Here is a 24,242-nt window from a genome sequence, read left to right as displayed (position 1 = left end):
ATTTTTTTATTTTTAATTAGAACGCTCTTCAAGCCAATTTCCAATCGTCGGATATGTTTGTTTTACAGCTGTTCCACCGTAAACGATAGACATATGTCCTGTCGGTAAACATACATATTGTTTATCATTGCTAGAAATATAATCTAGCAATGCTTCTACTTGACATGGCAAAGCGATATGATCACGTTTCCCAGAAATATTTAAGACATTCGCCTTAATATTTGCAAGGTCTACCTTTTGTCCGCGAATAACGAGTTCACCCTTAACCAATTTATTATTTTGATAAAAATCACGAATCCACTGTCTGTATGATTCACCTGGGAACGGAATACCATCACCAACCCACTTTTGAACCAATCTCCAGCTTTCGACGAAGCGTTCATTCTCTGAACGATCTACTAAAGCAACATATGGACCAACAAAGTTCGTAATTGGCTTTAACATTTTGTTTCCGAAATCAATCATTTCTGGCGGAATATTTCCAAATGTATCAACCGCTTTATCTAAATTGAAGTATTTCTCATCTAATAAAGGACCATACAATCCTGTTTCAGAGAAATCAAAAGGACTTGTCATAAAGATTAGGTTACGAATTGGCATGTGCGGATGAAGCGCTGCATAAATAGAAGTTAGCGTTCCACCCATGCAATAACCAAGTAAAGAAATCTCGTCCGATTTCGCAGTTCGCATTACTTTTTTTACTGCTTTTGCAATATAATCAAACACGAAATCATCAAATTTCAAATGACTATCTTCTAAACCAAATGTGCCCCAATCAAGCATATACACATCAAAACCACGATCCACTAGATATTCCACTAAACTATTTCCAGGAGTTAAATCCATAATATATGGTTTATTAATAAGAGCATATATTAACAGAATTGGAACTCTTTGTGTTTTTTCTTGTTTTGGAATGTAGCGATAAAGCTTCGTCTTATTCTTCGTCCAAATAACCTCTTTCGGCGTTAATCCTACTTGCGGCTCTGGTTCACGTAATAAAATTTCACTCGCCCTTTTCACTCGGCGGTATGCTTTTCGGTACTCTTCTGGGTATAGCTCTAATTGCTTTTCCCATTCTGTTGCGAATGTAGTCATTTTTCTATCTCCTTTTTGGTCGATTTCCTTCTAAAAAAAAGAAGTGCATTCCTGCTATGGATATGCACTTTTTTCTTGCTTCATTACATATATAATCCGCCGTTAATGTTTAATTGTTGACCTGTGATATACGCACCGTCACGGCATAGGTATACTACACCTTTTGCAATTTCATCAGCTTGACCAAAACGTTTTTTCGGGATTTTTGCAACGATTTTTTGACGTACTTCTTCTGGTACTTCTGCTACCATTTCAGTATCAATAAATCCTGGGCAAATAGCGTTTACAGTGACATTTGTTTTTGCAAGTTCTAACGCTAACGATTTTGTAAATCCTAGCATACCTGCTTTTGCTGCTGAGTAGTTTGTTTGGCCAAATCCACCTGCTTGACCAATAATAGAAGAAATGCTAATAATTCTTCCTTCTTCCGCTTCTGTTATGTATGGAAGAACAGCGCTTGTCGTATTAAATACGCTACTTAAATTCACGTCAATTACGCGCTCCCAATCTTCACGATTTAACTTTTTGAATGTACGATCTCTTGTAATACCAGCATTATTAACAAGAATATCAACTTTACCAAAATGATTCACAGCTTCTTCTACAAGTCGGTTTGCATCTTCTACTTTAGAAACATCCGCTTGCACTGCATAAACATCATGTCCGTCTTTTCCTAATTCATTTACTAAATTTTCAGCTGCTTCTTTACTGCTATTATAGTTAATAACTACTTTCGCTCCCTCTTGTGCTAATGCTACTGTAATTGCTTTTCCAATTCCTTTTGCTCCACCTGTTACGATTGCTACTTTTCCATTTAATTGAACCATTTCTTTTCCCCCTTAAATGAATTTGTGAACGATTGTTATGAATCATTTTGGTACTCATACTATAGAGTCCATATATAATTATGTTTCGCTGTTTATACGTGAAAAGAGATTCTCCCTCTCTCTTTTATCTGTTATAAACAAGCGCTTTTATCATTTTTTATTTTCTGGCTTATTCGCAGGCTTTACCTCTTCTTTTACAGGTACTTGTAGTTTAGCTAGTACTGTATTTTGCTTTTCTAGCAATTCTAAAATTTGATCTACTTTTGTTTCAAGCGTACGAATATCTTGTTTCACTTTCGTCACATCACGCTTTAATGTAGGAGCTTGTCCTAAAGAATCGACTTTCTCCTCTAGAAACTCCTCAATGTTATCTACTTTATTTTCTAAGTTAATAACAAGCGTAGCCACTCTTGCGATATCCTCTTTCGTCGGCACATTTACTTGTTCTAAATAGTTTTTTGTCGTATCATTTAATGCTTTTTGATAAAACAAATTCAAATCTAGAACGCTGCCCATCCAAGCAGAATATTCTTCTGTTTTAATTGTTTCATTGAGCGCTTTTCCCCAAAATGTTTCGGTTTGTTCATAAGCATTTTTCCATGCTTGTAGTGGATCGAATTTTTGATCAATCACTTTACCTACACTCCTTTTTTCGTTTTTGAAACAATTCAACCTATTCACTATTTTCTAATATTCTGAATAAAACTTCAAGTCTATATTTTATTTTTTCTATTTTCTAACAAATGTGTTGACTTTAAAAACAGATAGGTGTAAATTGCACTTATAAGCAAAAAATTCCATCTAACTGATTCATGAGGTGATGCACAATCATGCTACAAAATGAACCAGAACAACGCGAAAGTTTGGAGAGCAACCAAGCGAAACAACCAAACTCCATGCCAAAAAACTTCTTAGTTCCCTTCTTACTTCTATGTCTAAAAGACTGGAGTCTTCATGGTTACAAACTTATTCAAATGCTAATGGATATCGGCTTTTCTTCTGTTGACCAAGGTAATGTTTATAGAACACTACGCAAATTAGAAAAAGAAAACCTTATTTCTTCTACTTGGGATACAAGCGATGGAGGGCCGGCAAAAAGAATTTATTCTTTAACTGAATATGGAGAGCAATATTTAACAACATGTGCGACTTCTTTTGAACATTATCAAAATATGTTGCGAACGTTTTTCACGTTATACACCAATGCATTCTTTCCATTTTCTACTTCTCCAGAAAAGGATGAAAAGGATTCTTCATCTTCACCTGGTGGTACAGCAGAGTAATCTGCGTTCACAATATGCAAAAAAACATTTGGGGGTCAAATAATGGAAACTAAACCATACGAATTAGTCGATGCATTTTGGAAAAACTGGTCTCAATCACTTTCCCTTTTCTCTTCAGCTGGGAAACAATTAGAGCAGCTTACTTTAGAAACATTAAAACAACAACAAGACGCTTTGCATAAATTAACATCAGGAGTAGATGAACTAGAAAAAGAACTACAACAACTCACTGCTCAGTTCAACAACCAATATACAGATTACGTGAAACAATTAACTGGAAACTCCTTAAATAATCAAATTAACGAGTGGCAGGACAAATGGAAGGAACTTTCTGCTCATATGCATCAACTTACTGTTTCTCCTACAAAAACATCTTTGTCAATTCTTACACAAACAAGCGGTCAATTTGAAGAAACAACAAAACAATTTATTGAGCAACAACAATTACAACGTGAAGAGGCTCAAAAACAGTTAGAAGGTTTTTTGGAAGAGTTCAAGTCAAAACAGTTGGAACTCGCAAAAAAGTTCGAGGAAAACTCAAAAAATCTATTTACTTCCATCAAGTAAGAAAAATGTGGGAGCTAACTGCAGCACAAACAAAACTCTTTCTTCCTCCTACTACATCAAGATGGCTGGCATTTTTCGATATGGAAAAGAAGGAGGACAAAATGAATCCATTTCAAGAAGCACAAACCGTCCCGGAGCTTCGTTATGATGAGATTCAAGTCGGTGATCAAGCATCCCTTACAAAAACAATTACAGATGAAGATGTTATCAATTTTGCAAAATTGACTGGGGATGTGAATCCTATTCACATTTTAGACTCTTTTGCAAAAACGACAATGTTTAAAGAACGCATTGCCCATGGTATGCTCGTTTCGAGTTTTATTTCTACCATCCTTGGAACGAAACTCCCAGGCAAAAATACAATTTATTTATCCCAAAATGTTTCATTCCGTGCCCCTGTCAAAATCGGTGATACACTTCGCGTTGTGGCAGAGGTTATTAAGAAGCGTGACGATAAAAAAATCATTACGTTGCAAACAAATATATATAATCAATCGGATGATATTGTCGTGGAAGGTACAGCGACAATACTAAAAAAAGAGTAGCAAATTTGCTACTCTTTTTTCTATCCAATAACTTCTAATCACACCGATTACTTCCGCGTATGAGCACGCCGGTTCCACATAAAATAACAGTACCAATTCAGATAAGTACTTATCTGGACTGGATTACTCATAAGGATGTGTATCATCATGGCAAAAACAAACAAATTACTAGTTCCAGGTGCTGAACAAGCACTTGATCAATTTAAATATGAAATTGCACAAGAATTCGGCGTAAGCTTAGGGTCTAATACAGCATCTCGTTCTAACGGATCAGTTGGCGGTGAAGTAACAAAACGTCTTGTTTCTTTAGCTCAACAACAATTACGCGGATAATAATATAACATATGGCTTAGAGGCAGATATTCTCTGCCTCTTTCTATTTTTCACATACATAATCGGACTTTTTCACATACTAGTAAGAGCAAACAGAAAGGAACGATATATAACATGAAACGGATTAACATTCGTATGAGTCCTCCCCGCGTTCTTACTTTGTCTTTTATCATGTTATCAATTATAGGTACATGCTTATTAAAGCTTCCAATCGCTACAACAACGTCTATTTCATGGCTCGATGCTTTATTTACAACAGTTTCTGCCTGTACGGTTACAGGGCTTGGTGTTGTGGACACTGGAAAAGTATTTACTTTGTTTGGCCAATGTGTCATTTTAACGCTTATACAAGTTGGCGGACTTGGTATTATGAGCTTTGCTGTCTTAATTGCGATTATGCTCGGCAGAAAAATCGGTCTTCAAAACCGTATTTTATTACAACAAGCATTAAATCAAACGAATATAGGCGGCGTCATCCGTCTTGCCAAAGCATTATTTTTATTCTCTTTTACAGTCGAATGTATCGCTACTTTAATTCTTTCTTTTGAGTGGGTACCAAAATACGGGGTTACCAAAGGGATCTATTATAGTTTTTTCCATTCAATCTCAGCCTTTAACAATGCTGGTTTTTCTGTGTGGAGCGATAATTTAATGTCCCATTCTCATAGCATTATTGTCAATTTCGTCATTTCCTCTCTCATCATTTTAGGTGGAATTGGTTTTACAGTGATCGTAGACATAAAAAGAAAGAAAAACTTTAAAAACCTTACACTACATTCAAAACTTATGCTCTCTTCTACTCTAATCATCAACATTATTGCTACCCTTTTTATTTTTATATTCGAGTTCCATAACTCTCTTTCTATGAGAGGTTTTACCCCATTTGAAGAAGGAATGGCCTCTTATTTCCAAGCAATTTCAACACGAACTGCCGGGTTTAATACAGTTGATATTTCTACATTGTCAAAACCTTCCCTGCTATTAATGATGCTACTTATGTTTATTGGTGCTGGTAGTGCTTCAACGGGTGGGGGGATTAAGTTAACAACATTTTTAATCATATTTTTTGGTGTATTTAAATTTTTACAAGAACAAGAAGATATTGTCGTATTTAAAAAATCCATTAAAGATACTCTCATTGTCAAATCATTAACCATTACTATTATTTCTATTTCATTTATCTTTTTTGCTATTTTAATTTTGAGTATTACTGAACGAGTTCCTCTATTGATGAGTGCTTTCGAAGTATTTTCAGCATTTGGGACTGTTGGCCTCAGTATGAACTTAACACCCCACTTAACTATAATTGGAAAAACGATTATTATTTTTATGATGTTTTTTGGGAAAATGGGTCCTTTAACATTGGCATTTTCATTTGCTCGTAAAAAGAACCGAAAAATAAAATATCCGAATGAAGATATTTTAACAGGTTGACAACCGTATAAATTATCCATATAATGAGAATACAATAACATATCTCCAAAGGGGAGTAGCGTCCAAGAATATATCTTGGAAACAAAGTCGTCATTACGTAGAACTTAGTTCTTCCGGCTTTGTTGGCATTTTTATTACATATGTCTAGCAAGACCTTTGCCTATTAACGGCAGAGGTCTTTTTTGCATTCATTTCCAGATTCTTCCAAAGTTAATAGGCAGGAGTATGGGGAAACTAAATAGTGGGGAAATTCTTCACTTATTTAGAAGTTATAGAGATGAGAGGAGAATGTACATGGATGTATCATTATTATTGGAGTATGGTTGGGTATTACTCATCCTAATTGCACTTGAAGGGATTTTAGCGGCTGATAACGCTCTTGTTCTTGCAATTATGGTAAAACATTTACCAGAAGAAAAACGAAAGAAAGCACTATTTTACGGATTAGCGGGGGCATTCGTTTTCCGATTTGGATCGTTATTTATGATTTCGTTCTTAGTCGATGTATGGCAAGTGCAAGCAATCGGTGCCATCTACCTTATGTTTATCGCTGGTAATCACTTATTTAAAACATATGTTAAAAAGAATACAGATGAAGAAACAGAAGAAAAAGAAGCAAAGAAAAAACAAGAGAACTTTTGGTGGACTGTATTTAAAGTTGAGGTTGCTGATATCGCCTTCGCAGTTGATTCAATTTTAGCTGCTGTTGCACTAGCAATGACTTTACCAAAAACAGGACTAGGTACAATTGGTAGTCTTGATACTGGGCAATTCGTTGTTATCTTTGTAGGTGGACTTATCGGATTAATCATTATGCGATTTGCAGCAACTGCTTTCGTACAAATCTTAAAACGTAAACCAGGGCTTGAAACTGCAGCATTCTTAATTGTAGGTTGGGTTGGTGTGAAGCTAGCAGTTTATACGTTAGCACACCCTGCATTAAATGTAATTCCACATTCATTCCCAGAATCCACTCCGTGGAAGCTTACATTCTGGATTGTATTAGTCGGAATCGCAGTTGGTGGTTGGTTCTTCTCAAAAGAAGTAGAAGTAAAAGTGGAAAAGAATTTAGACGAAAAAGCGCTGTAATTACAGCGCTTTTTCTTTTTCCTTTCTTCCTCGCAATGTCCAGAAAAAATTCCATTATACTATCTTTTGTAAACGTTTTCTTAATGTATGTATGTCCTTTTTGTGAAACATTGCACAAACTCATTGAAAGTAGGAACAATTCCATGTACTTTATTCATATAAGGAGTATTTATAGAAGATTTACTAAAGGAGCGTATTACTCATGCTAGAACAAGGACTAGATTATGTTGTCAAACTGGCTAAAAGCAAAAAGAAAATACTAGATACAAACCCAATGCAATATTTCATTCGTGCTGCACTTGCTGGTATTTATATCGGTTTTATTATTGTACTATGTTTTAAATTAGGTAACTTTTTTCACATTGCAGATTCACCAGCAACTTATTTATCTGCCTCTATGTTTTTCGGGATTGCTCTCGTACTTATTATATATGGCGGTGCTGAATTGTTTACTGGGAACACAATGTACTTTACTGTCGCAACTTTAAGAAAAGAAACAACGATTTCTGATACACTTCGTAACTGGGTTGCTTGTTATGCAGGTAACTTAGCCGGCGCATTATTCTTTGCCTTACTATTTTACGCAACTGGAATTTTTGAAGCAATTGATCACGGTCACTTAATGAGTAAAGTCGTTGAAGGAAAGATGAATACACCTACGATGCAGTTATTCTTTAAAGCCATTTTATGTAACTGGCTCGTATGTCTTGCTTGCTTCTTACCTTCTCAGGTTAAAGGTGACACAGCAAAAATAATGGTGATGATGCTACTTGTTTTCACATTCTTCTTATCTGGTTACGAACATAGTATTGCAAACTTATCACTCTTTGCTTTATCTTTAGTTTCACCGCATCCTGAGACAATTTCTTTTTCAGGTGCTATTCATAACTTAATTCCTGTTACAATTGGTAACATTATTGGCGGATCAGTATTTGTCGGTATGGTATACCACTACTTAACAAAGAAAACGCCTGAAGTTCAACAGGAAGAAACTGAAATCGCAACAGCTCAACAAGAAGAGATTATTCCTTTACAAGCCCATATGAAACATTAAAAACTCCAAAGTTTTACTTTGGAGTTTTTAGCTACCCACGTATTTAACAACAAGGTGAGGAGTAATTTCTCCTTCTTCCTTTCCCTTATCCATTCTCTGTTTCATCTTGTGCATACCGATGACATCATTCGTATGAAAGTGAATTTCATTTACATATAACCCCTCTGTACAAAAAGCTTCTACAAAATCTAGTCCATTTTTCGCTCCCCATCCCATATTAAAATCAAGAGAAAGAATATTCACATCATAATCCCGAACCATTTGCAAAGCACATTCTACTGTAGTTGCGGGCACATACCCGAACGGGCAACTTCTTTGATCATCCATATATACGTTCATTTTCGATTCCCTCTCTAATTTGAATATGCGGCCAATACATAACATATTGCCCCGAGACTAATAAAAGGACCAAATGGAATTGGCTTTCGTACTTCTATACGTTTTAATCCGATACCAATCCCGAAAAAACAAAGACTAAAACAAGATGCTAAAAATAAAACGATAAAAACTCCTTTCACTCCTACTATAAATCCAAGTAACGAAAGTAGTTTTATATCTCCTCCGCCAAGCCCTTCTGGATATATCTTTTGCATGCAATATAACAAAATAAATATAACACCACTACCAGCTATACTATCTGTCCAAGTAACTAATTGTACAAAAACACTTTCGAGAATGAGTAAAAAGGCAAACGAAATTAAAATACAATCAGGAATTAACATATATAAGTAATCTGTAACTGAAATAATAAGAAGTAGCGAAAAAAGGGATAAAATAATAATAAGCTCTCGTTCTATTCCAATCATATACACTGTAAGAAGAAATATACCTCCTGTTATACATTCAAATGCTACATACATAATTGGAATTTTCCTCTTACAATTCGTACAACAGCCTCTTTGTATATAAAATGAAATGATGGGGATTAGTTCTTTTGTCCTTAGCACATATTTGCAATAATCACAATGTGAACGCGGGGTAATAATAGAAGCACCTAATGGAACCCTCATCGCAACTAGCATAAAAAAAGAACCAAACACCATCCCTGCTAACAGTGCATATAAATAAGTGAACATCCCTTCCTCTCCTTTCCCAAAAAACATAGCAAAAAAAGGAGAGAACTTCTACTTCATATTATCCTTTATTCTACTAAAAAGCAGGCCATTTCCTGGCCTGCTTTCCCCTCTTTTATACGATGAAATAAACTGCTTTTAATGGTCCATGTACTCCGACAACAAGATTCATCTCGATGTCAGCCGAGTTACTTGGCCCTGTAATAAAGTTAATACAAGATGCCGCTGTCTCCCCATTTTCTACGCGTGAGTTCATATCCTGAACTGCTTGTGTAATACGAGGCACAAGTGTTTCACGTGGAATAATAGCAAAATATACAGTCGGTAAAAAGTGTAAAGAACGCCCTTGACCTTTATGACTTTGTACAACAATTGTACCAGATTCAGCTAATGTATAATCACTAAATGCAATACCAATATTCGCTTTTTCAGCTAAACGCATATTTTCGTCTTTTCTCTCTGGATCCCATACATTTACTTCAACATCTCGCTTTGGAAGTTCTTCTTTAAATAAAGATGTTAAACCATATGCATCAAAACGCGCATCTGCTGATAATAAAATAGGTCCCCCGCCGTTTTCCATGATTACTTTTTGAAGGTCTTCACCTAAACGGTCGTTTGTCGTTTCTACTACAGTTGTATGAATGTTTGTACATTGCTCTTTAAACACTTCTAGTAATTCTTCTTGTGAATAATCTTTTAACGTTTCTATATTCACATTACTTTTCCATACTGGACGCTCTACACCTTCTGTTTTACGCGCGCGCCCAAGTTCTTTTGCAATGTTATCTAGAAAGGCATCACGGTTTTGAATTAATCCTGTCATTATTTATCCCCGCCTTTCTTATGATCTTTATACCAATCACGGAATCGTTCTTTACTTGGAGCTGGGAATTCACGAATATCCGTCCAGTTTTTAAGTGGTCCAACACCTTTTGATACACGATTACCAGATGTAAATGGACTCATTGCCGCTGGTGCCATTTTTGAACCCATTTTATATAAAGCAGCTGAAGAAGCACCCATACTAAACATTTTCATAGCCAGTTTTTCTGCAAGTGGTGCACGACCTTCTTGCTCAACGATGACTTGACGATGTTTTAATAATAAATCATGCAATGGAATTTTTACTGGACAAGCTTCTGTACATGCTCCGCATAAACTAGATGCATAAGGAAGCTCTTTGTAATCATCATATCCACCTAGAAGCGGTGTTAATACCGCACCGATTGGTCCTGAGTAAATCGATCCATATGAATGTCCACCAACGTGACGATATACAGGACATACATTAACACAAGCAGCGCAACGAATACATTGTAATACTGAACGGAATTCAGATCCAAGAATTTGAGAGCGACCATTATCAACAACAACTAAATGAAATTCTTCAGGTCCATCAACTTCCTCTTCTTGAATTGGCCCCGCTACTGTTACATAACTTGTTAATTTTTGACCTACTGCACTACGACATAGTAAACCAACTAAAACATCTAATTCTTCCATTGTCGGAACCATACGTTCCATACCCATTACCGCTATTTGTGTTTTAGGAATTGACATAACAAGATCTGCATTACCTTCATTCGTTACTAAACAAAGAGAGCCAGTATTTGCAACAGCAAAGTTACAACCAGTTACACCAATTTCTGCATCCATAAATTTCTCACGAAGTTGTTTACGAACAAACTTTGTCATTTCATACGGGTCATCAGAATTTTCATAGCCTAGCTTTTCTTTAAATACATCGCGAATTTGCGTTCTATTTTTATGAAGTGCAGGTGCAATAATATGTGAAGGTGGATCGTTATCTACTTGCAAGATATACTCTCCTAAGTCACTCTCTAACACTTCACAGCCAATCTCTTCAAGCGCATGGTTCATACTGATTTCTTCTGTTACCATCGACTTTGATTTTACTATCTTTTTTGCCTGCTTCTTTTTTGCAACGTCTTGAATATACTTTGCTGCTTCCTCTTTCGTTTTCGCAAAGTACACGTGTCCGCCTCTTTTTGATACATTTTCACTTAACTGCATTAAGTAATAATCAAGATTTTCTAACGTATGTTGACGAATTTGTTCACCTAGTTCACGCCACTCTTCCCAGTTTCCTAGTTCATCTGCGGCTTTTAAGCGATTCGTATATAAACGCGTTTGTGCAGAAGATACTGCTCCGCGCATAAACGAATCTTGAATTCCATCACCAACGCGATCATTAAATTTTTTCTCACTGATTTTCATAGACATAGCTTATGTTCCCCCTTCATGAGCGACTATTCAGTACCTCAGCAATATGCATTACTTTTACTTCTTTTCCTAAACGCTCAATACGTCCGCCAATGTTTAACAAACACCCACAATCTGCACCGATTAAATAATCTGCACCTGTTTCCATTACACTATCTACTTTTTCGTCTACCATTTGCTCAGAAATTGGAGTCATCTTAACTGAAAACGTTCCCCCAAACCCGCAACAATTTTGCACGTTTGGCAAATCTCTCACAGTTAATCCTTTTACATTTGATAATAAAATTCCTGGTGCTTCTTTTATTCCAAGCATACGTGTCATATGACATGATTTATGAATAGTAGCGACCCCTGGTAAACTTGCACCAACATCAGTAACCTTTAAAACATCCACAATAAACTGTGTAAATTCATAAGTTTTATCAGCAACTTTTTGTGCACGTTTAGCCCACTTTGGATCATCTTTGAAAACATGTGGATACTCATGAAACATTGTCGCACAAGAACCAGATGGCGTAACAATATATTCTGCATCTTCGAAAGTTTCAATCATATGTTTCATTGCTTCTTTTGCTGCTTCTACATGGCCGCTATTATAAGCAGGCTGACCACAACAAACTTGCGCTTCTGGAAATTCAATTTCACAACCTAAACGCTCCAACACTTCAACCGTTGCTTTACCGACATTTGTTTCAAACATATCGACTAAACAAGTAACAAATAAAGTAACTTTCATAACTATTACTCCCCCTTTTTACAACTTCACCAACAAACATATGGTCATCAGATGACTTAGCAGAGAAGAAATAGGCTCAACCATGGCCTATCCTCTCCCTCTTCTAAAGAAAACGCTTACTTAATCTTTCTCTATTTTATCAGAAAATTAAATTTTTAAAAGATTAAATTACGAATTTATATCGTTTTTACCTGTGACAATATGTTCTACATTTGTTAAGTGATCTAGCATTGCTTGCTGCGCTAATTCTACATCTTGTTTTAACACCGCATCATATATAACTTGATGCTCTTCTATAAGTCGTTCTGATGTCGTTTGTTCACCATATAAAATAATGCGTCTTGATTCACCAATCGTTTCAGCAATCATCTCTGAAACATGATTCATGAGTTCAAGCAAAATGCTATTATGCGAAGACTCTGCAATTCCCATATGAAATTGAAAATCGGCTTTTTCGCCAGCCTTTTCATCTCCAATGCTCTTTGCCATTTCATCTAACCAATGTTTCATATTTTGTAAATTATCTTCCGTACGTTTTGCCGCCGCTACTCGAACTGCCCCCACTTCAAGCACCTTTCGTACTTCTAATAAATTCAAAATATCTTCTTTCTTCATTAATAATCTATTGTTTAATGATTTCGTTAATGAAGAAGAATCGAAGTTCTTCACATATGTACCTTCTCCTTGTTTCATCTCAATTAAGCCCATCGCTCTTAGCGCACTTAGCGCTTCACGAACAGCAGATCTGCCAACTTGAAACTGCTCAGCTAATTGATGCACAGGGAGTAGTTTGTCACCAGGTTTTAACGTACCATTTTTAATCATTGTTAAAATAGCTTCAGATACTTCTTCGTAAATTTTTTTCGGTTTAATAGATTTGTACTCCAGTTAAATCACCTCAGTATCTTCCAAACAACAATTGAAACGATTTATAAGAACTTTGCATCATAACTATTTTAGACCGAATTGATAAGAAGTACAAATGTTTTGTTCATAAAATAGTCAAATTTTCGATATTTATTACATATTAATTTATATTTTTACGTATAAAGTGAAACTTTAATCAGTGAGGGTTTTGTTCATCCCCCACTGATTATTAGCCCTCACCAATCGGGCTTTTACGGGCAGCAGTGCCTCTACCTAACTTCTTTGCTTCCGCTGAGTTTTGAGGTGAGGGTCTTACTGACCGGCGAATAGCGGGATAAATATTTTCTTCAATATAAAGAACATGCCCTAAAAATTAGAACATGCCCCCCTCATCCTGTACATTCAGTTTAATAATAACCGTTGTTCCCTTATCTTTTTCACTTTCAATTTTCCACTGTCCACCATGTATATGAACAATTTGTTTCACAATAGCAAGGCCTAAACCTGTTCCACCATGTTGACGACTTCTCGCTTTATCAACTCTGTAAAAGCGTTCCCCAAGATTCTCCAAATGCTCTATATCAATGCCAATTCCTGTATCTTTTATTTTTAATTCACAGTAATCATCGATTTGCTCTAAAGTTATAACGATATTTCCTTTTTGATTTGTATATCGTATCGCATTATCTAACACATTATGAAGCACTTGTTGCATACGATCCTCATCAATCATGACAATGACCTCTGGATTTAAATTGGTTGAAATATGAATTTCCTTTTCTATAAACTTAATCTCATACGTATCTAATACGTCTTCAATCAGCTGTGAAAAAACGATAGGTTGCTTCTTTAACGGAAAGTGCTCACCTTCTAATTGTGCTAAGTCTAACAAGTCATGAACGAGACGCTGCATACGACCTGCTTCTTTATGAATTAGCTGAGTTACTTTTTCCTGCTGAGCTCCCTTTGCAACACCATCTAAAATAGCCTCGCTATACCCTTTTATATAACTAAGTGGTGTTCTAAGTTCATGCGAAACATTTGCTAAAAATTCCTTACGCTTTACATCTTCTGTTTCTAATGAATTTGCCATTTTATTAAATGCTTTTCCTAATCGTCCAATTTCATCCTCTGAAGAAACTGTAATCCGCTCCGAAAAATCTCCCGTAGCCAAATGATTTGCAACCCGCTCCATTTGCGAAAGTGGCTTCGTAATTGCAATTATAATTTTTCTTCCAACCCATATCGTAATTAAAATCATAGCAATTGCTAACGGTGCTAAAATAAGACCCATATCATAGATTAAATCTTTTATACTTTTTAAAGGAATATACGAATAGACAATTCCGACTAATTTTTTATTTTCCAATACAGGAATGACAACCCCCATAATATTACGGTCAAAATGTTCTTCATATCCTATTTTTGTCACAGTTTTCCCATCTAATAGCGTTTGCCTGTCTCCTTCACTTATAAGAGAATGATGATGCACATCAAAAGGCAAACATGCGCTTAAATCACGCGGATTAGATACGAAAATAACGTCTGAACTAGATATTTGATCAAACGATCTTACTTTCTCTTCAAAAGTTGATATTCCTTCACGCTTATCATATTGAGCAGCAAGACTTTTCCCTTCCATTACTAACGAAGTTTTTAAATTATCAACGTATAACTTTTCATACGAGTATAAAGATACGAAATAAAGAAAGGACACTGTTACACATACTGCACATACTACTGTAAGCCAAAGTTTTTGTACCATCGTAAACATATGTTACACCTCAAATTTATAGCCTACACCCCAAACAGTTTGAATGTAGTTTCCACTTTCTCCAAGCTTCAAGCGCATCGTTTTCACGTGCGTATCTACTGTTCTTGTACTTCCGGCATAATCATATCCCCATACCTTTTCAAGTAATTGCTCCCGGCTAAATACTTGTCCTGTATGCTGACAAAGAAAATATAGTAAATCAAACTCTTTTACAGTAAGAGAAATCGACTCACCATTCGCCTCAATTCGTCTGCTTTTTTCATTGATAAGAATTGGTCCAAATTGAATCTCTTCTTGCTGTTCTTGCTTTGTATATCTTCTTAGTACAGCTTCCATACGTGCAACCAATTCACCAGGACTAAACGGTTTTACAATATAATCATCTGCTCCCATACGTAAGCCATTCACCCTATTCCACTCTTCACCTTTTGCGGTTAAAAATATAATCGGCACATCTGACGTTTTTCTAATTTCTTTACAAACTGAAAGTCCATCCATTTCTGGCATCATTATATCTAATACAACGAAATCATAATGATCCGTTTCTAGTTTTTTAAGAGCCTCTTTTCCGTTTTCAGCTTCTCCCCACTCATATCCAAAGTTATCCAAATACATTCCAACAAGCTGCCTCATATCACTTTCATCATCTACAACTAGCACTCTATATTTATTCATTGTCCTTCCCTTCCCTCTCTATGAGTTGAAACGGTCCTTTTCCGACTTTAATTGTTTGTTTTATTTTCATACTCTTCATATCCATAACGCACACTTCATCACTATCATAACTTGCTACATATCCTTCTGCTCCGCTTTTCAAAAATGAAAATGGATTTGAGCCTATTTCAACGGAAGCTACCTCTTTATACGTACTAGTATCAAATTTTCTAAGCATATTCGAACCGTGGCTTAATGCATATACGTACTTATTATCTTTCGTTATGTTCACAGGCATAAATGGAGCGTGTAAAGAACGTACCATTTCACCGCTCTGTAAAGAATACACTAATACTTTCTCATTCACTTGATTTCCATCACCATGCCCGCCAATCCATATTTCTTTCCCATCAGGACTAATCGTCGCTCCTGTTGATGCTGGCGGAATCATAAAGGATTGAACAACTTCTTTTTTCTTCGTATCAATTGTCGTTAGTTTCGTATCATAAAAGTTTAGTACAGATAACCGATTCTGATACTCTACCATCGTTATAGGTCCTTTTCCTGTTGAAACATTTCCTGTCTCTTTCCCATTTATCGTAAAGAACCTTACCTTTTGAACATTTTGATCAGCAGCAAATAATTGTTTTTTATCTGCTGATACGACCACATTTACAATGCCCTTTCCAGTTTTATATTTTTCCACTTGCCTTCCTTCCGCTAGTGAATATACATACATATATTCTAATTGCTTACCGTATACAAGTATTTCATCGCCATTTGGAAGCAGTGTGATTCCGGCCATTGGCTCATTTAGTTCCCATGTCGTAATTAACTTTTTATCCTTTTTATCAATAAAACTAATACTGCCTTCTTTTATATTCGTAGTTATAATAACATTTTTATCTTTAGCAATTGGTGTATATGAACTTCCTTGACACCCTACTAATAGAAATAAAAAACAGAGAAGAAAAACATACTTTCTCAAAAGATTCCCTCCATCTTCAGATGATTTCGTTATAATTGTAAAATAACAAATAAATGTGTGGAAAGTGTGAAATTCCCCTTTCTTACTCAATTTACATATATAATGTACAACAAATAGAATTTGAGGTGTGTCAATTATGCTATTTCCTGATTTAGCGAATAAAATTGTACGAGAAGTACGCAGACTAATTACAGAAAATATAATTATCATTAATATAGAAGGCGTTATTATCGCAAGTACAGATACAGAAAGAATTGGCCAATTTCATGAAGGTGCACTCCGCTGCGCTAAACAAAAGAAAACCGTCATCATTACAAAAGAAGATGAAAGGCGATTGCAAGGTGTAAAGGCTGGGATGAATCTTCCTCTATTATTTCATGATGAAGTAATCGGTGTCATTGGGATTACCGGAGAACCTGAAAATATTTCACGCTACGGAGAAATATTGCGTAAGATGACCGAATTATTAATTCATGAAAACTACTTTTTAGAGCAATTAGAACTTGAGCACCGTTCTTATGAAGCTTTTGTCTTTGATTGGCTTCAAAATACAGAGTGGTCCCCGAGTTTTCTTGATCGTGCCAAAACACTTGGCATTGATTTATATAAGAAAAAACAACTTGTTTTGTTTTCTATTGGCAAAAATGACACAATGCTCCAGCGTAAAATATGGCAACATGTACGAAATATTTTAACAAAAGAGCATCTATTTGTTCGCTGGGGAAATGATCGTTTTATTTTATTTACAGCGATGAGCTCCAAAGAACAAACTTATCAGTTTTTAAAACGGTTAAAACAAGACTGCGAAGCTTTATTTTCTATTCCTTTATATATCGGGATTGGGCAAACAGTTACCCCAAACAATATGAACATATGTTACGAACAAGCATTACGTGCTCTTTCTGTATCATTGGAAACGAAAAAAATTGTATTTAATGAAGATTTACGTTTAGAAATGTGTTTACAAGATATTTCTGCCGAAACGCGTGAACAATTTCTAAAGCGTACCATCGAAAGCTTACTATCATCTCCTGAGCTTATGCACACTTTACGCTTATTTATCGATTATAACCAATCTTATAAACAGACAGCTAAACAATTACATATACACATTAACACCTTACATTATAGGCTAAAAAAGATTGAAGAACATACAGGACTTGATCCAAAACAATTCAAAGACTTAAACGTTTTATACTTCGCACTCCTCCTATTAGATAATCATACAAAAAAGAACGATAAAATAGATTAATCTTTAGATGATTATACATAGAAAGAATCCCTCGACTTTTTTATCATTATAATGAAAGCACTGTTACCACGTTGTTTATTATAACTAAACACGTTAACAGTTTGAGGGGGATTTCCAATGTTAGAAAAACAAATTATTCATTCATTCGTATCTATTGTTGGCGAAGATAATGTAGATACATCCAATATGGGGCGTTTAACTTATAGTTATGATGCCACTCCAAACTTCCAAGCAATGCCTGATGCAGTCATTGCTCCTCGTAATACAAATGAAGTAGCTGAAGTGTTAAAAGTATGTAACACTCACAAAATTCCTGTGTATGTGCGCGGGTCTGGAACAAATCTTTGCGCAGGAACATGTCCACTTGAAGGCGGTATCGTCCTTATTTTCCGCCATATGAACAATATTTTAGAAATTGATGAAGAAAACTTAACAATTACTGTACAAGCTGGTGTCATTACACTTGATATTATTAAAGCGGTAGAAGAAAAAGGTTTATTTTATCCACCAGATCCAAGCTCGATGAAAATTTCTACAATCGGCGGTAATATTAATGAAAACTCAGGTGGATTACGCGGTTTGAAATATGGCGTAACACGTGATTATGTAATGGGGCTTGAACTTGTCTTACCAAATGGTGATATTATTCGCACTGGTGGTAAATTAGCAAAAGATGTAGCTGGTTACGATTTAACTCGTTTATTTATCGGTTCTGAAGGAACACTTGGCGTGGTAACAGAAGCCATATTAAAACTTGTTCCTATGCCTGAAACAAAGAAAACAATGCTTGCATTATATGAAGATATTAATGAAGCTGCACGTGCTGTTTCTTCTATTATTGCAAATAAAATCATTCCAGCAACACTGGAGTTTTTAGACCAACCGACAATTGAAGTAGTAGAAGAGTTTGCACAAATCGGTTTACCTACAGATGTAAAAGCAATTTTATTAATCGAACAAGACGGTCCACCCGAAGTAGTCAATCGAGATATTGAAAAAATGGCTAACGTTTGCCACTCTATGAATGCAGTTGATGTTCGCGTTGCAAAAGATGAGACGGAAGCAGATGCGCTTCGTACCGCTCGCCGTAGTGCCCTATCAGCGCTCGCACGATTAAAACCTACTACAATATTAGAAGATGCAACTGTACCACGTTCACAAATAGCTCCAATGGTTGAAGCTATTAATACCATTGCAAAAAAATATAATATTCCTATTTGTACGTTTGGACACGCTGGTGATGGTAACTTACATCCAACTTGTATGACAGACGCTCGTAATGCAGAAGAAATGCATCGAGCTGAACAAGCTTTTGCTGAAATATTTGCGAAAGCAATTGAACTTGGTGGCACAATTACTGGTGAACATGGTGTTGGTGCGATGAAAGCTCCATATTTAGAAATGAAATTAGGTAAGGAAGGTATTGCAGCTATGCAAGGAATAAAGCAAGCTTTCGATCCAAATAACATTATGAATCCTGGAAAAATGTTCGCGAAAGACACCCGAAAAAGAGTGGTGGTTGAGCGATGACGACATTGAATAAAGAAAATATTCAAAAAGAATTTAAAGAACGATTAAGTGAAGATGAATTACTAAACTGTATGCGATGCGGTTTTTGTTTACCTACTTGTCCTACCTACATTCAATCCGGATATAAAGAGTCACATTCACCGCGCGGACGTATCGCATTAATGAAAGCTGTCGTTGATGGTTTAATCGAACCAGATGAAGATGTTGAGAATACATTAAACGTTTGTCTTGGTTGCCGTGCTTGTGAACCTGTTTGTCCATCTGGTGTAAATTATGGGCATTTATTAGAAGAAGCTCGTGATATTATTAATCAAAATAAAAAATTCTCGGTGCCAGTGAAAGCTGTTCGAAAAGTCGTTTTTGAAGGATTATTCCCCCATCAAAATCGAATGAGAACATTAACTGGACTAATCGGATTTTATCAACGTTCTGGTTTACAAACGCTAACACATAAAACAGGGATTATGAAGTTATTCCCCGAAACACTTGCAACGATGGATCTCGTTTTACCAAAAGTCCCTAAAATGAAAGCGATGAAAGATCGTCCTTCATTTTTACCTGCAGAAAGTACAAAGAAAAAACAAGTTGCATTCTTCACAGGCTGCTTAATGGATACGATGTTTTTAGAAACAAATAACGCAACGATGAAACTTCTTCAATTAGCTGGTTGTGATATCGTTATTCCGAAAACACAAAGTTGCTGCGGTGCATTGCATGGACATGCTGGTGAAAAGAGTGGAGCAAAAGAATTAGCAAAGCGCAATATAAAAGCATTCGAAGACTTAAACATCGACTATATTATTACGAATGCAGGTGGTTGCGGAGCTTACCTCGTAGACTATGATTATCTTTTAAAGGATGATCCGGATTGGGCTGAACGTGCTAAGCAGTTTGTTTCTAAGATTAAAGATATTACTGCTATACTAGTAGAACTAGACTTCCATAAGCGAACTGACTTACGACTCACGCCGCAAGTTATTACGTATCAAGACTCTTGTCATTTACGCAATGTTATGCGCACATCTTCTGAACCTCGTATGTTACTAGAGGCTATCCAAGGTGCAACATATCGAGAAATGAAAGATGCCGATCGTTGCTGTGGCTCTGCTGGTATTTACAATATTGTTCATTCAGAGTTATCAATGGAATTTCTAGATTACAAAATGGACCGTGTGCATGAAACAGAAGCAGCAACCATTGTTACTGCAAATCCAGGTTGTTTATTACAAATGAAATTGGGTATTGAGCGAGAAGGGCTTTCTCATAAGATAAGAGGAATTCACATTGTGGATTTATTATTAGAAGCAATTGAAACTAACTCGTAATAACTCGTAACATACGTAATAATAGGAAAACGGCTATCTCCTTCGTCTATGTAAAGAGATAGCCGCTTTTTTGTCTGCTACAACATTAAAAATATGTTACTTTATTATAAAAAAGAACAACAGAAACATTACAGTTTTGTAAAAATCAATCCATTATATTCCTCAAAAAAATCGCTCAAACCATTGATACAATAGGATTCTTCATTTTCTATTTAGGTAACTTTATCCAAAAATCCCCTCTTAAAACCAAGTATAAAAACACTATAAATTCCTTTTATACTCTATATTTCTCTTATTTTTGCTCCCTCCTTCTCTTAGGATAAATTAGGTAATTTTAAAGTCTATGAATTTTTTTCCATCTTTTTTCTCGCAAATTGTATGCTACGATGAATTTGTCAGTCAGACAGGCTGTCAAAAACAAATCGTGTGAAAACAAATTAAAACTTTATATAGGGGGACACACATCATGAAAAAGCGTGTTTTATTATCTGTAGCTGCTGCAACAGCTCTTACTTTAGGAGTATCTTCTCTAGATGCACAAGCTGCAACAGTACAACCATCTAACTTAAAGGTTCAAAATATTCAGCATTCAAAAGTGATGATGAAACAAATGAGCCAACAAGAATTACAAGCATTCTTACAATCTATGGGAGTTGAATCATTAGCACAATGGCAACAAGGAAACTTCCAACCAAACTGCTTCATTCCTGGTCAACAACCTACTGAAAATGTTGTAACTGAGCAACCAACAGCTAAGCCAGAAACTCAAAAGCCAGTTGAACAAAAACCAGCCGAGCAAAAGCCTGCTGAAGAAGTTCAAAAACCAGAAGCTCAAAAACCTACTGAAAACAACAATACTCAAAAACCTGCTGAACAAAAACCAGCTGAGCAAAAGCCTGCTGAAGAAGCAAAATCTTTAAGCGAGTTCGAACAACGTGTTGTTGAATTAACAAACGCTGAGCGTGCAAAACAAGGCTTACCAGCACTAAAAATCGATACTGAATTAAGTAAAGTAGCACGTATTAAGTCTGAAGATATGCAAAAAAACAACTACTTTGATCATAACAGTCCTACATACGGATCTCCGTTTGATATGATGAAGAAATTTGGTATTTCTTATACATCTGCAGGTGAAAACATCGCTCAAGGCCAACGTACACCTGAAGAAGTAGTACAAGCTTGGATGAACAGCGCTGGACACCGTGCAAACATCTTAAATAACGGCTTCACTCACATCGGTGTTGGCTATGTAGAAAGCGGCAACTACTGGACACAACAATTTATTACGAAATAAATAGATTAAAAGAGTCTTCTCATGAGAAGACTCTTTTTTAAGTTTCATAGCTTTCTATTATGTATGAATAGAAAATATATAACATAAACAACATAGATCCACAGCTTATTACACTAAGCAATACATAAAATCCCCACTCTAAGTTCAAAAACAATGAAAACAATATGCCACATGCCATCACTTGAAAAATTCGTCTACTTACTAAACGAATTTTTTGTAATTTAATTGGATCTTTTTCTTTGCCTTTTATTTTCTTAAATTCTTTACTCAGCATAAAAAGAAACATACTAATCCCAATCGTTAATCCTGTTTGAAAGGATATCAAATCCCCAAAATTAATAAAGAGGATAAGCATATGAATAAACAACATAAATAACGTAATTTTCTTTATAAATCCGCCTATAATACCATGCTCTCTTTCATTAAACTTAAATATATTATGTGAAATAATATACAAAAATCCATATGAAAAAATAATAAAACAAGGAATAAATGCTACAACAACTTGTTTACTCATAAACTCGTTTGGCTCACCATTTACATTCCAATGTACTGCCATACGATTTGGTAAATAGGGATAGAGAAATAGAGTAAGTAAAAGACAAGCGAAAAATATTCCAAGTACATACTTATATTTGATCAAGTGATTCTCACCTCTCTTTTCTCTTAACGGCTTCGCTTCTTTTAGAGAAATCCCTGCAAAAATCTACTTTTTTCAAGTTAAAACTTATACTTTACGCATTTTCTTTTTGAAATTCTTTTATTTTTTTATTTAACTTTGTAGGAAACGGCACATCAACTTCAATTGCTTCTTTCGTAATTGGATGCAAGAAATTTATCTTCATCGCATGCAATGCTTGACTGGACATATATTTTGTTTGTCCACCATATAATACATCCCCAACTAGTGGATTACCATTATGACTCATATGAACACGAATTTGATGTGTTCTACCCGTTTCTAATTGTAACGTTACGAAAGTAGTGTTTTGCTTCTTAAAATACTTTTCTACTTTATAATATGTGATAGCTTGGTCACCTTTTGGAGAAATACGACGCCTTGTAGCATGATGGCGGTCCCTTCCGATAGCAGCATCAATCTTTCCTTGTTTCTTCTTTACTTTCCCTTCAACGAGCGCTGCGTACGTTCTTTTAATTTTTCTTTCCATTAATAGACGATCCATAATTGCACCAGCAATTCTATGCTTAGCAAACACGACACCACCTGTCGTATCTTTATCTAAACGATGAATATGACGCACCTTCGTCTCTAAACCTTGCATTTGAAAATGAAAAGCAACAAGATTTGCAAGCGTCCCGGTTCCACCTTTTTCAGCAGGGTGTGTGTCCATTTGCTCTGGTTTATTTACGATAAGTACGTGATCATCTTCGTATACTACATGTAATTCACCATATTCTGGATCTACACCGTACTCTTCCTCTGCAAACATATGGACTTGTAACTTATCGTTCTCTTTTAAAAGCTCATTCCATCTTCTTTGTTCCCCGTTAACCGTAACACCTTTTTCCATACGAAGCTGATGTAATAGCTTTTTCGGTATTTCCCATTCTACTTTTAATACCGATTCAATACTTATACCATTCCATTTAGCTGGAACGATAATTTCACACCATTCGCCCTTTTTCTTTGTTTCCATACTGTTTATCACCTTATTTCTATTGATTCTCTCATTGTAACGGAAAACACACTTTGATGCACTGTCAAAAATAGAGGACAGTCTTATAATAGACTGCCCCTCAAGCTCTAAGTCTTTTCATTTCTAATAATACTTCTTCAGCTTTTTGTTCATACGATAAATCTTTAAAGAAATCCGCCAACCTTTTATAATCATTGTAAGCATCTAATAAATCGTCCATCTTTTCTATTTTCATCACTTGTTGTTTTTGTTTCATTTTTACTGGATAGCGATAACCTGATACTTCTTGTATTTTATAATACTCATCCTCTACTTGAACGACCTTTACAAGTTCTTCCTCTTCTGCATCCATCGTATACCCGTCAAATTCTCTAAGTAGTTCATAAATGATATGAGTCCATTCATCTTTTGGATAAAATCCTTTTTCTAACCGATAACCGACAATGCGATACATATGCCCATCGTTCTCGGCAAACTGTACTGTATCATTTAACTTAAACTTAAAATAACGAAACATTGCCTTCACCTACTTATTATGTAATGTTCTTATCACATACTATTTGCAAAATGTAGGCTTTGCTATTCATAAAAAATGCTCATCAATATAGATGAGC

26 protein-coding genes and 1 riboswitch are annotated in these 24,242 nt (G+C 35.6%); of the genes, 11 read left to right on the top strand and 15 right to left on the bottom strand.

Annotated features, from left to right (window positions below):
* Positions 1-12: 12 nt before the first annotated feature.
* The 3 genes from phaC to phaR all read right to left on the bottom strand — a co-directional run bounded on the left by phaC (position 13) and on the right by phaR (position 2,558).
* Complete coding sequence (gene phaC, locus HMPREF1014_RS18520; protein WP_000206338.1) at positions 13-1,098, bottom strand: class III poly(R)-hydroxyalkanoic acid synthase subunit PhaC; 1,086 nt, start codon at positions 1,096-1,098, stop codon at positions 13-15.
* An 83-nt stretch (positions 1,099-1,181) separates the two neighbouring features.
* Positions 1,182-1,925: an acetoacetyl-CoA reductase gene (locus HMPREF1014_RS18515; RefSeq protein ID WP_000250407.1), complete on the bottom strand. Its 744-nt coding sequence runs from the start codon at positions 1,923-1,925 to the stop codon at positions 1,182-1,184.
* A gap of 150 nt (positions 1,926-2,075) precedes the next feature.
* Entirely contained in the window at positions 2,076-2,558 is a 483-nt protein-coding gene (gene phaR, locus HMPREF1014_RS18510; protein WP_000566943.1) for a polyhydroxyalkanoic acid synthase subunit PhaR, read from the bottom strand.
* A 197-nt stretch (positions 2,559-2,755) separates the two neighbouring features.
* Here phaR and phaQ point away from each other — a divergent pair, with 197 nt between their 5' ends.
* The 7 genes from phaQ (at position 2,756) to HMPREF1014_RS18475 (ending at position 8,230) form a co-directional block, all read left to right on the top strand.
* Positions 2,756-3,208 (top strand): poly-beta-hydroxybutyrate-responsive repressor, encoded by a 453-nt coding sequence (gene phaQ / locus HMPREF1014_RS18505; RefSeq protein WP_000939955.1) that lies wholly within the window; start codon positions 2,756-2,758, stop codon positions 3,206-3,208.
* A 42-nt stretch (positions 3,209-3,250) separates the two neighbouring features.
* On the top strand, positions 3,251-3,775 hold the full coding sequence (gene phaP, locus HMPREF1014_RS18500; protein ID WP_000448599.1) for a polyhydroxyalkanoic acid inclusion protein PhaP: 525 nt from the start codon (positions 3,251-3,253) through the stop codon (positions 3,773-3,775).
* A gap of 101 nt (positions 3,776-3,876) precedes the next feature.
* Entirely contained in the window at positions 3,877-4,320 is a 444-nt protein-coding gene (locus HMPREF1014_RS18495; protein WP_001067916.1) for a MaoC family dehydratase, read from the top strand.
* Between the two features lie 147 nt (positions 4,321-4,467).
* The gene (locus tag HMPREF1014_RS18490) at positions 4,468-4,653 is read left to right on the top strand and encodes an alpha/beta-type small acid-soluble spore protein (protein WP_001140707.1); all 186 of its coding nucleotides are present in this window, start codon (positions 4,468-4,470) and stop codon (positions 4,651-4,653) included.
* Positions 4,654-4,767: 114 nt separating this feature from the next.
* Complete coding sequence (locus tag HMPREF1014_RS18485; RefSeq protein WP_000822340.1) at positions 4,768-6,087, top strand: TrkH family potassium uptake protein; 1,320 nt, start codon at positions 4,768-4,770, stop codon at positions 6,085-6,087.
* 38 nt (positions 6,088-6,125) lie between these two features.
* Positions 6,126-6,299, top strand: a riboswitch (yybP-ykoY riboswitch).
* Between the two features lie 82 nt (positions 6,300-6,381).
* The gene (locus tag HMPREF1014_RS18480; RefSeq protein ID WP_000383326.1) at positions 6,382-7,176 is read left to right on the top strand and encodes a TerC family protein; all 795 of its coding nucleotides are present in this window, start codon (positions 6,382-6,384) and stop codon (positions 7,174-7,176) included.
* Positions 7,177-7,378: 202 nt separating this feature from the next.
* Entirely contained in the window at positions 7,379-8,230 is an 852-nt protein-coding gene (locus HMPREF1014_RS18475) for a formate/nitrite transporter family protein (protein ID WP_000893029.1), read from the top strand.
* Positions 8,231-8,257: 27 nt separating this feature from the next.
* Here the strand turns inward: HMPREF1014_RS18475 and HMPREF1014_RS18470 are convergent, their stop codons facing one another.
* The 9 genes from HMPREF1014_RS18470 to HMPREF1014_RS18430 form a co-directional block, all read right to left on the bottom strand.
* A complete protein-coding gene (locus tag HMPREF1014_RS18470; RefSeq protein ID WP_001103761.1) occupies positions 8,258-8,569 on the bottom strand; it encodes a cyclic-phosphate processing receiver domain-containing protein in 312 nt (103 codons plus the stop codon).
* Positions 8,570-8,583: 14 nt separating this feature from the next.
* Positions 8,584-9,306, bottom strand: coding sequence for a prepilin peptidase (locus HMPREF1014_RS18465; protein WP_000495716.1), 723 nt, complete (start codon positions 9,304-9,306; stop codon positions 8,584-8,586).
* 112 nt (positions 9,307-9,418) lie between these two features.
* Positions 9,419-10,129 carry a LutC/YkgG family protein gene (locus tag HMPREF1014_RS18460; protein ID WP_000147183.1) on the bottom strand — a complete coding sequence of 237 codons (711 nt, stop codon included), beginning with the start codon at positions 10,127-10,129 and terminating at the stop codon, positions 9,419-9,421.
* Positions 10,129-11,550 (bottom strand): LutB/LldF family L-lactate oxidation iron-sulfur protein, encoded by a 1,422-nt coding sequence (locus tag HMPREF1014_RS18455; RefSeq protein ID WP_000061922.1) that lies wholly within the window; start codon positions 11,548-11,550, stop codon positions 10,129-10,131. Before HMPREF1014_RS18455 ends, HMPREF1014_RS18460 begins: the two co-directional genes overlap by 1 nt.
* A gap of 16 nt (positions 11,551-11,566) precedes the next feature.
* On the bottom strand, positions 11,567-12,286 hold the full coding sequence (locus HMPREF1014_RS18450) for a (Fe-S)-binding protein (protein ID WP_000869150.1): 720 nt from the start codon (positions 12,284-12,286) through the stop codon (positions 11,567-11,569).
* A gap of 168 nt (positions 12,287-12,454) precedes the next feature.
* A complete protein-coding gene (locus HMPREF1014_RS18445) occupies positions 12,455-13,144 on the bottom strand; it encodes a FadR/GntR family transcriptional regulator (protein WP_254904472.1) in 690 nt (229 codons plus the stop codon).
* Positions 13,145-13,526: 382 nt separating this feature from the next.
* Positions 13,527-14,927, bottom strand: a complete 1,401-nt coding sequence (locus HMPREF1014_RS18440) for a sensor histidine kinase (RefSeq protein WP_000494818.1) — start codon at positions 14,925-14,927, stop codon at positions 13,527-13,529.
* A 3-nt stretch (positions 14,928-14,930) separates the two neighbouring features.
* The gene (locus HMPREF1014_RS18435) at positions 14,931-15,602 is read right to left on the bottom strand and encodes a response regulator transcription factor (protein ID WP_001046400.1); all 672 of its coding nucleotides are present in this window, start codon (positions 15,600-15,602) and stop codon (positions 14,931-14,933) included.
* Positions 15,595-16,569 (bottom strand): YncE family protein, encoded by a 975-nt coding sequence (locus HMPREF1014_RS18430; protein WP_001234148.1) that lies wholly within the window; start codon positions 16,567-16,569, stop codon positions 15,595-15,597. Before HMPREF1014_RS18430 ends, HMPREF1014_RS18435 begins: the two co-directional genes overlap by 8 nt.
* Before the next feature lie 136 nt (positions 16,570-16,705).
* Between HMPREF1014_RS18430 and HMPREF1014_RS18425 the strand changes: the two genes are divergently transcribed.
* From HMPREF1014_RS18425 to HMPREF1014_RS18410, 4 genes are all read left to right on the top strand, one after another.
* Positions 16,706-17,821 carry a CdaR family transcriptional regulator gene (locus HMPREF1014_RS18425; protein ID WP_000898644.1) on the top strand — a complete coding sequence of 372 codons (1,116 nt, stop codon included), beginning with the start codon at positions 16,706-16,708 and terminating at the stop codon, positions 17,819-17,821.
* A 117-nt stretch (positions 17,822-17,938) separates the two neighbouring features.
* Complete coding sequence (gene glcD, locus HMPREF1014_RS18420; RefSeq protein WP_000890754.1) at positions 17,939-19,351, top strand: glycolate oxidase subunit GlcD; 1,413 nt, start codon at positions 17,939-17,941, stop codon at positions 19,349-19,351.
* The gene (locus HMPREF1014_RS18415; protein ID WP_000209648.1) at positions 19,348-20,676 is read left to right on the top strand and encodes a (Fe-S)-binding protein; all 1,329 of its coding nucleotides are present in this window, start codon (positions 19,348-19,350) and stop codon (positions 20,674-20,676) included. The genes glcD and HMPREF1014_RS18415 overlap by 4 nt, the downstream gene beginning before the upstream one ends.
* Before the next feature lie 466 nt (positions 20,677-21,142).
* Entirely contained in the window at positions 21,143-21,970 is an 828-nt protein-coding gene (locus HMPREF1014_RS18410; protein ID WP_000747589.1) for a CAP domain-containing protein, read from the top strand.
* Positions 21,971-22,007: 37 nt separating this feature from the next.
* On the opposite strand, the gene HMPREF1014_RS18405 is transcribed toward HMPREF1014_RS18410, so the two are convergent.
* From HMPREF1014_RS18405 to HMPREF1014_RS18395, 3 genes are all read right to left on the bottom strand, one after another.
* Positions 22,008-22,613: a DUF1648 domain-containing protein gene (locus tag HMPREF1014_RS18405; RefSeq protein WP_000598995.1), complete on the bottom strand. Its 606-nt coding sequence runs from the start codon at positions 22,611-22,613 to the stop codon at positions 22,008-22,010.
* 91 nt (positions 22,614-22,704) lie between these two features.
* Positions 22,705-23,628, bottom strand: coding sequence for an RluA family pseudouridine synthase (locus HMPREF1014_RS18400; RefSeq protein ID WP_000448320.1), 924 nt, complete (start codon positions 23,626-23,628; stop codon positions 22,705-22,707).
* Positions 23,629-23,728: 100 nt separating this feature from the next.
* Positions 23,729-24,145, bottom strand: a complete 417-nt coding sequence (locus tag HMPREF1014_RS18395; protein WP_000490301.1) for a YodN-related protein — start codon at positions 24,143-24,145, stop codon at positions 23,729-23,731.
* Positions 24,146-24,242: the final 97 nt, after the last annotated feature.

The organism is Bacillus sp. 7_6_55CFAA_CT2 (assembly GCF_000238655.1).
GTDB lineage: Bacteria > Bacillota > Bacilli > Bacillales > Bacillaceae_G > Bacillus_A > Bacillus_A cereus.
Note: the sequence above shows the minus strand (reverse complement) of the source record. Positions and strands in the feature narration are given on the sequence as shown.

What these genes read in the sequence shown, in the direction of transcription:
- HMPREF1014_RS18425 (WP_000898644.1), top strand. Translation starts at nt 16,706, where the DNA reads ATGCTATTTCCTGATTTAGCGAATAAAATTGTACGAGAAGTACGCAGA.
- HMPREF1014_RS18490 (WP_001140707.1), top strand. Translation starts at nt 4,468, where the DNA reads ATGGCAAAAACAAACAAATTACTAGTTCCAGGTGCTGAACAAGCACTT.
- HMPREF1014_RS18400 (WP_000448320.1), bottom strand. Translation starts at nt 23,628, where the DNA reads ATGGAAACAAAGAAAAAGGGCGAATGGTGTGAAATTATCGTTCCAGCT.
- HMPREF1014_RS18470 (WP_001103761.1), bottom strand. Translation starts at nt 8,569, where the DNA reads ATGAACGTATATATGGATGATCAAAGAAGTTGCCCGTTCGGGTATGTG.
- HMPREF1014_RS18475 (WP_000893029.1), top strand. Translation starts at nt 7,379, where the DNA reads ATGCTAGAACAAGGACTAGATTATGTTGTCAAACTGGCTAAAAGCAAA.
- HMPREF1014_RS18495 (WP_001067916.1), top strand. Translation starts at nt 3,877, where the DNA reads ATGAATCCATTTCAAGAAGCACAAACCGTCCCGGAGCTTCGTTATGAT.
- phaQ (WP_000939955.1), top strand. Translation starts at nt 2,756, where the DNA reads ATGCTACAAAATGAACCAGAACAACGCGAAAGTTTGGAGAGCAACCAA.
- HMPREF1014_RS18435 (WP_001046400.1), bottom strand. Translation starts at nt 15,602, where the DNA reads ATGAATAAATATAGAGTGCTAGTTGTAGATGATGAAAGTGATATGAGG.
- HMPREF1014_RS18485 (WP_000822340.1), top strand. Translation starts at nt 4,768, where the DNA reads ATGAAACGGATTAACATTCGTATGAGTCCTCCCCGCGTTCTTACTTTG.
- HMPREF1014_RS18450 (WP_000869150.1), bottom strand. Translation starts at nt 12,286, where the DNA reads ATGAAAGTTACTTTATTTGTTACTTGTTTAGTCGATATGTTTGAAACA.
- HMPREF1014_RS18455 (WP_000061922.1), bottom strand. Translation starts at nt 11,550, where the DNA reads ATGTCTATGAAAATCAGTGAGAAAAAATTTAATGATCGCGTTGGTGAT.
- HMPREF1014_RS18410 (WP_000747589.1), top strand. Translation starts at nt 21,143, where the DNA reads ATGAAAAAGCGTGTTTTATTATCTGTAGCTGCTGCAACAGCTCTTACT.
- HMPREF1014_RS18515 (WP_000250407.1), bottom strand. Translation starts at nt 1,925, where the DNA reads ATGGTTCAATTAAATGGAAAAGTAGCAATCGTAACAGGTGGAGCAAAA.
- HMPREF1014_RS18440 (WP_000494818.1), bottom strand. Translation starts at nt 14,927, where the DNA reads ATGTTTACGATGGTACAAAAACTTTGGCTTACAGTAGTATGTGCAGTA.
- phaP (WP_000448599.1), top strand. Translation starts at nt 3,251, where the DNA reads ATGGAAACTAAACCATACGAATTAGTCGATGCATTTTGGAAAAACTGG.
- HMPREF1014_RS18460 (WP_000147183.1), bottom strand. Translation starts at nt 10,129, where the DNA reads ATGACAGGATTAATTCAAAACCGTGATGCCTTTCTAGATAACATTGCA.
- glcD (WP_000890754.1), top strand. Translation starts at nt 17,939, where the DNA reads ATGTTAGAAAAACAAATTATTCATTCATTCGTATCTATTGTTGGCGAA.
- HMPREF1014_RS18465 (WP_000495716.1), bottom strand. Translation starts at nt 9,306, where the DNA reads ATGTTCACTTATTTATATGCACTGTTAGCAGGGATGGTGTTTGGTTCT.
- HMPREF1014_RS18395 (WP_000490301.1), bottom strand. Translation starts at nt 24,145, where the DNA reads ATGTTTCGTTATTTTAAGTTTAAGTTAAATGATACAGTACAGTTTGCC.
- phaC (WP_000206338.1), bottom strand. Translation starts at nt 1,098, where the DNA reads ATGACTACATTCGCAACAGAATGGGAAAAGCAATTAGAGCTATACCCA.
- HMPREF1014_RS18415 (WP_000209648.1), top strand. Translation starts at nt 19,348, where the DNA reads ATGACGACATTGAATAAAGAAAATATTCAAAAAGAATTTAAAGAACGA.
- HMPREF1014_RS18480 (WP_000383326.1), top strand. Translation starts at nt 6,382, where the DNA reads ATGGATGTATCATTATTATTGGAGTATGGTTGGGTATTACTCATCCTA.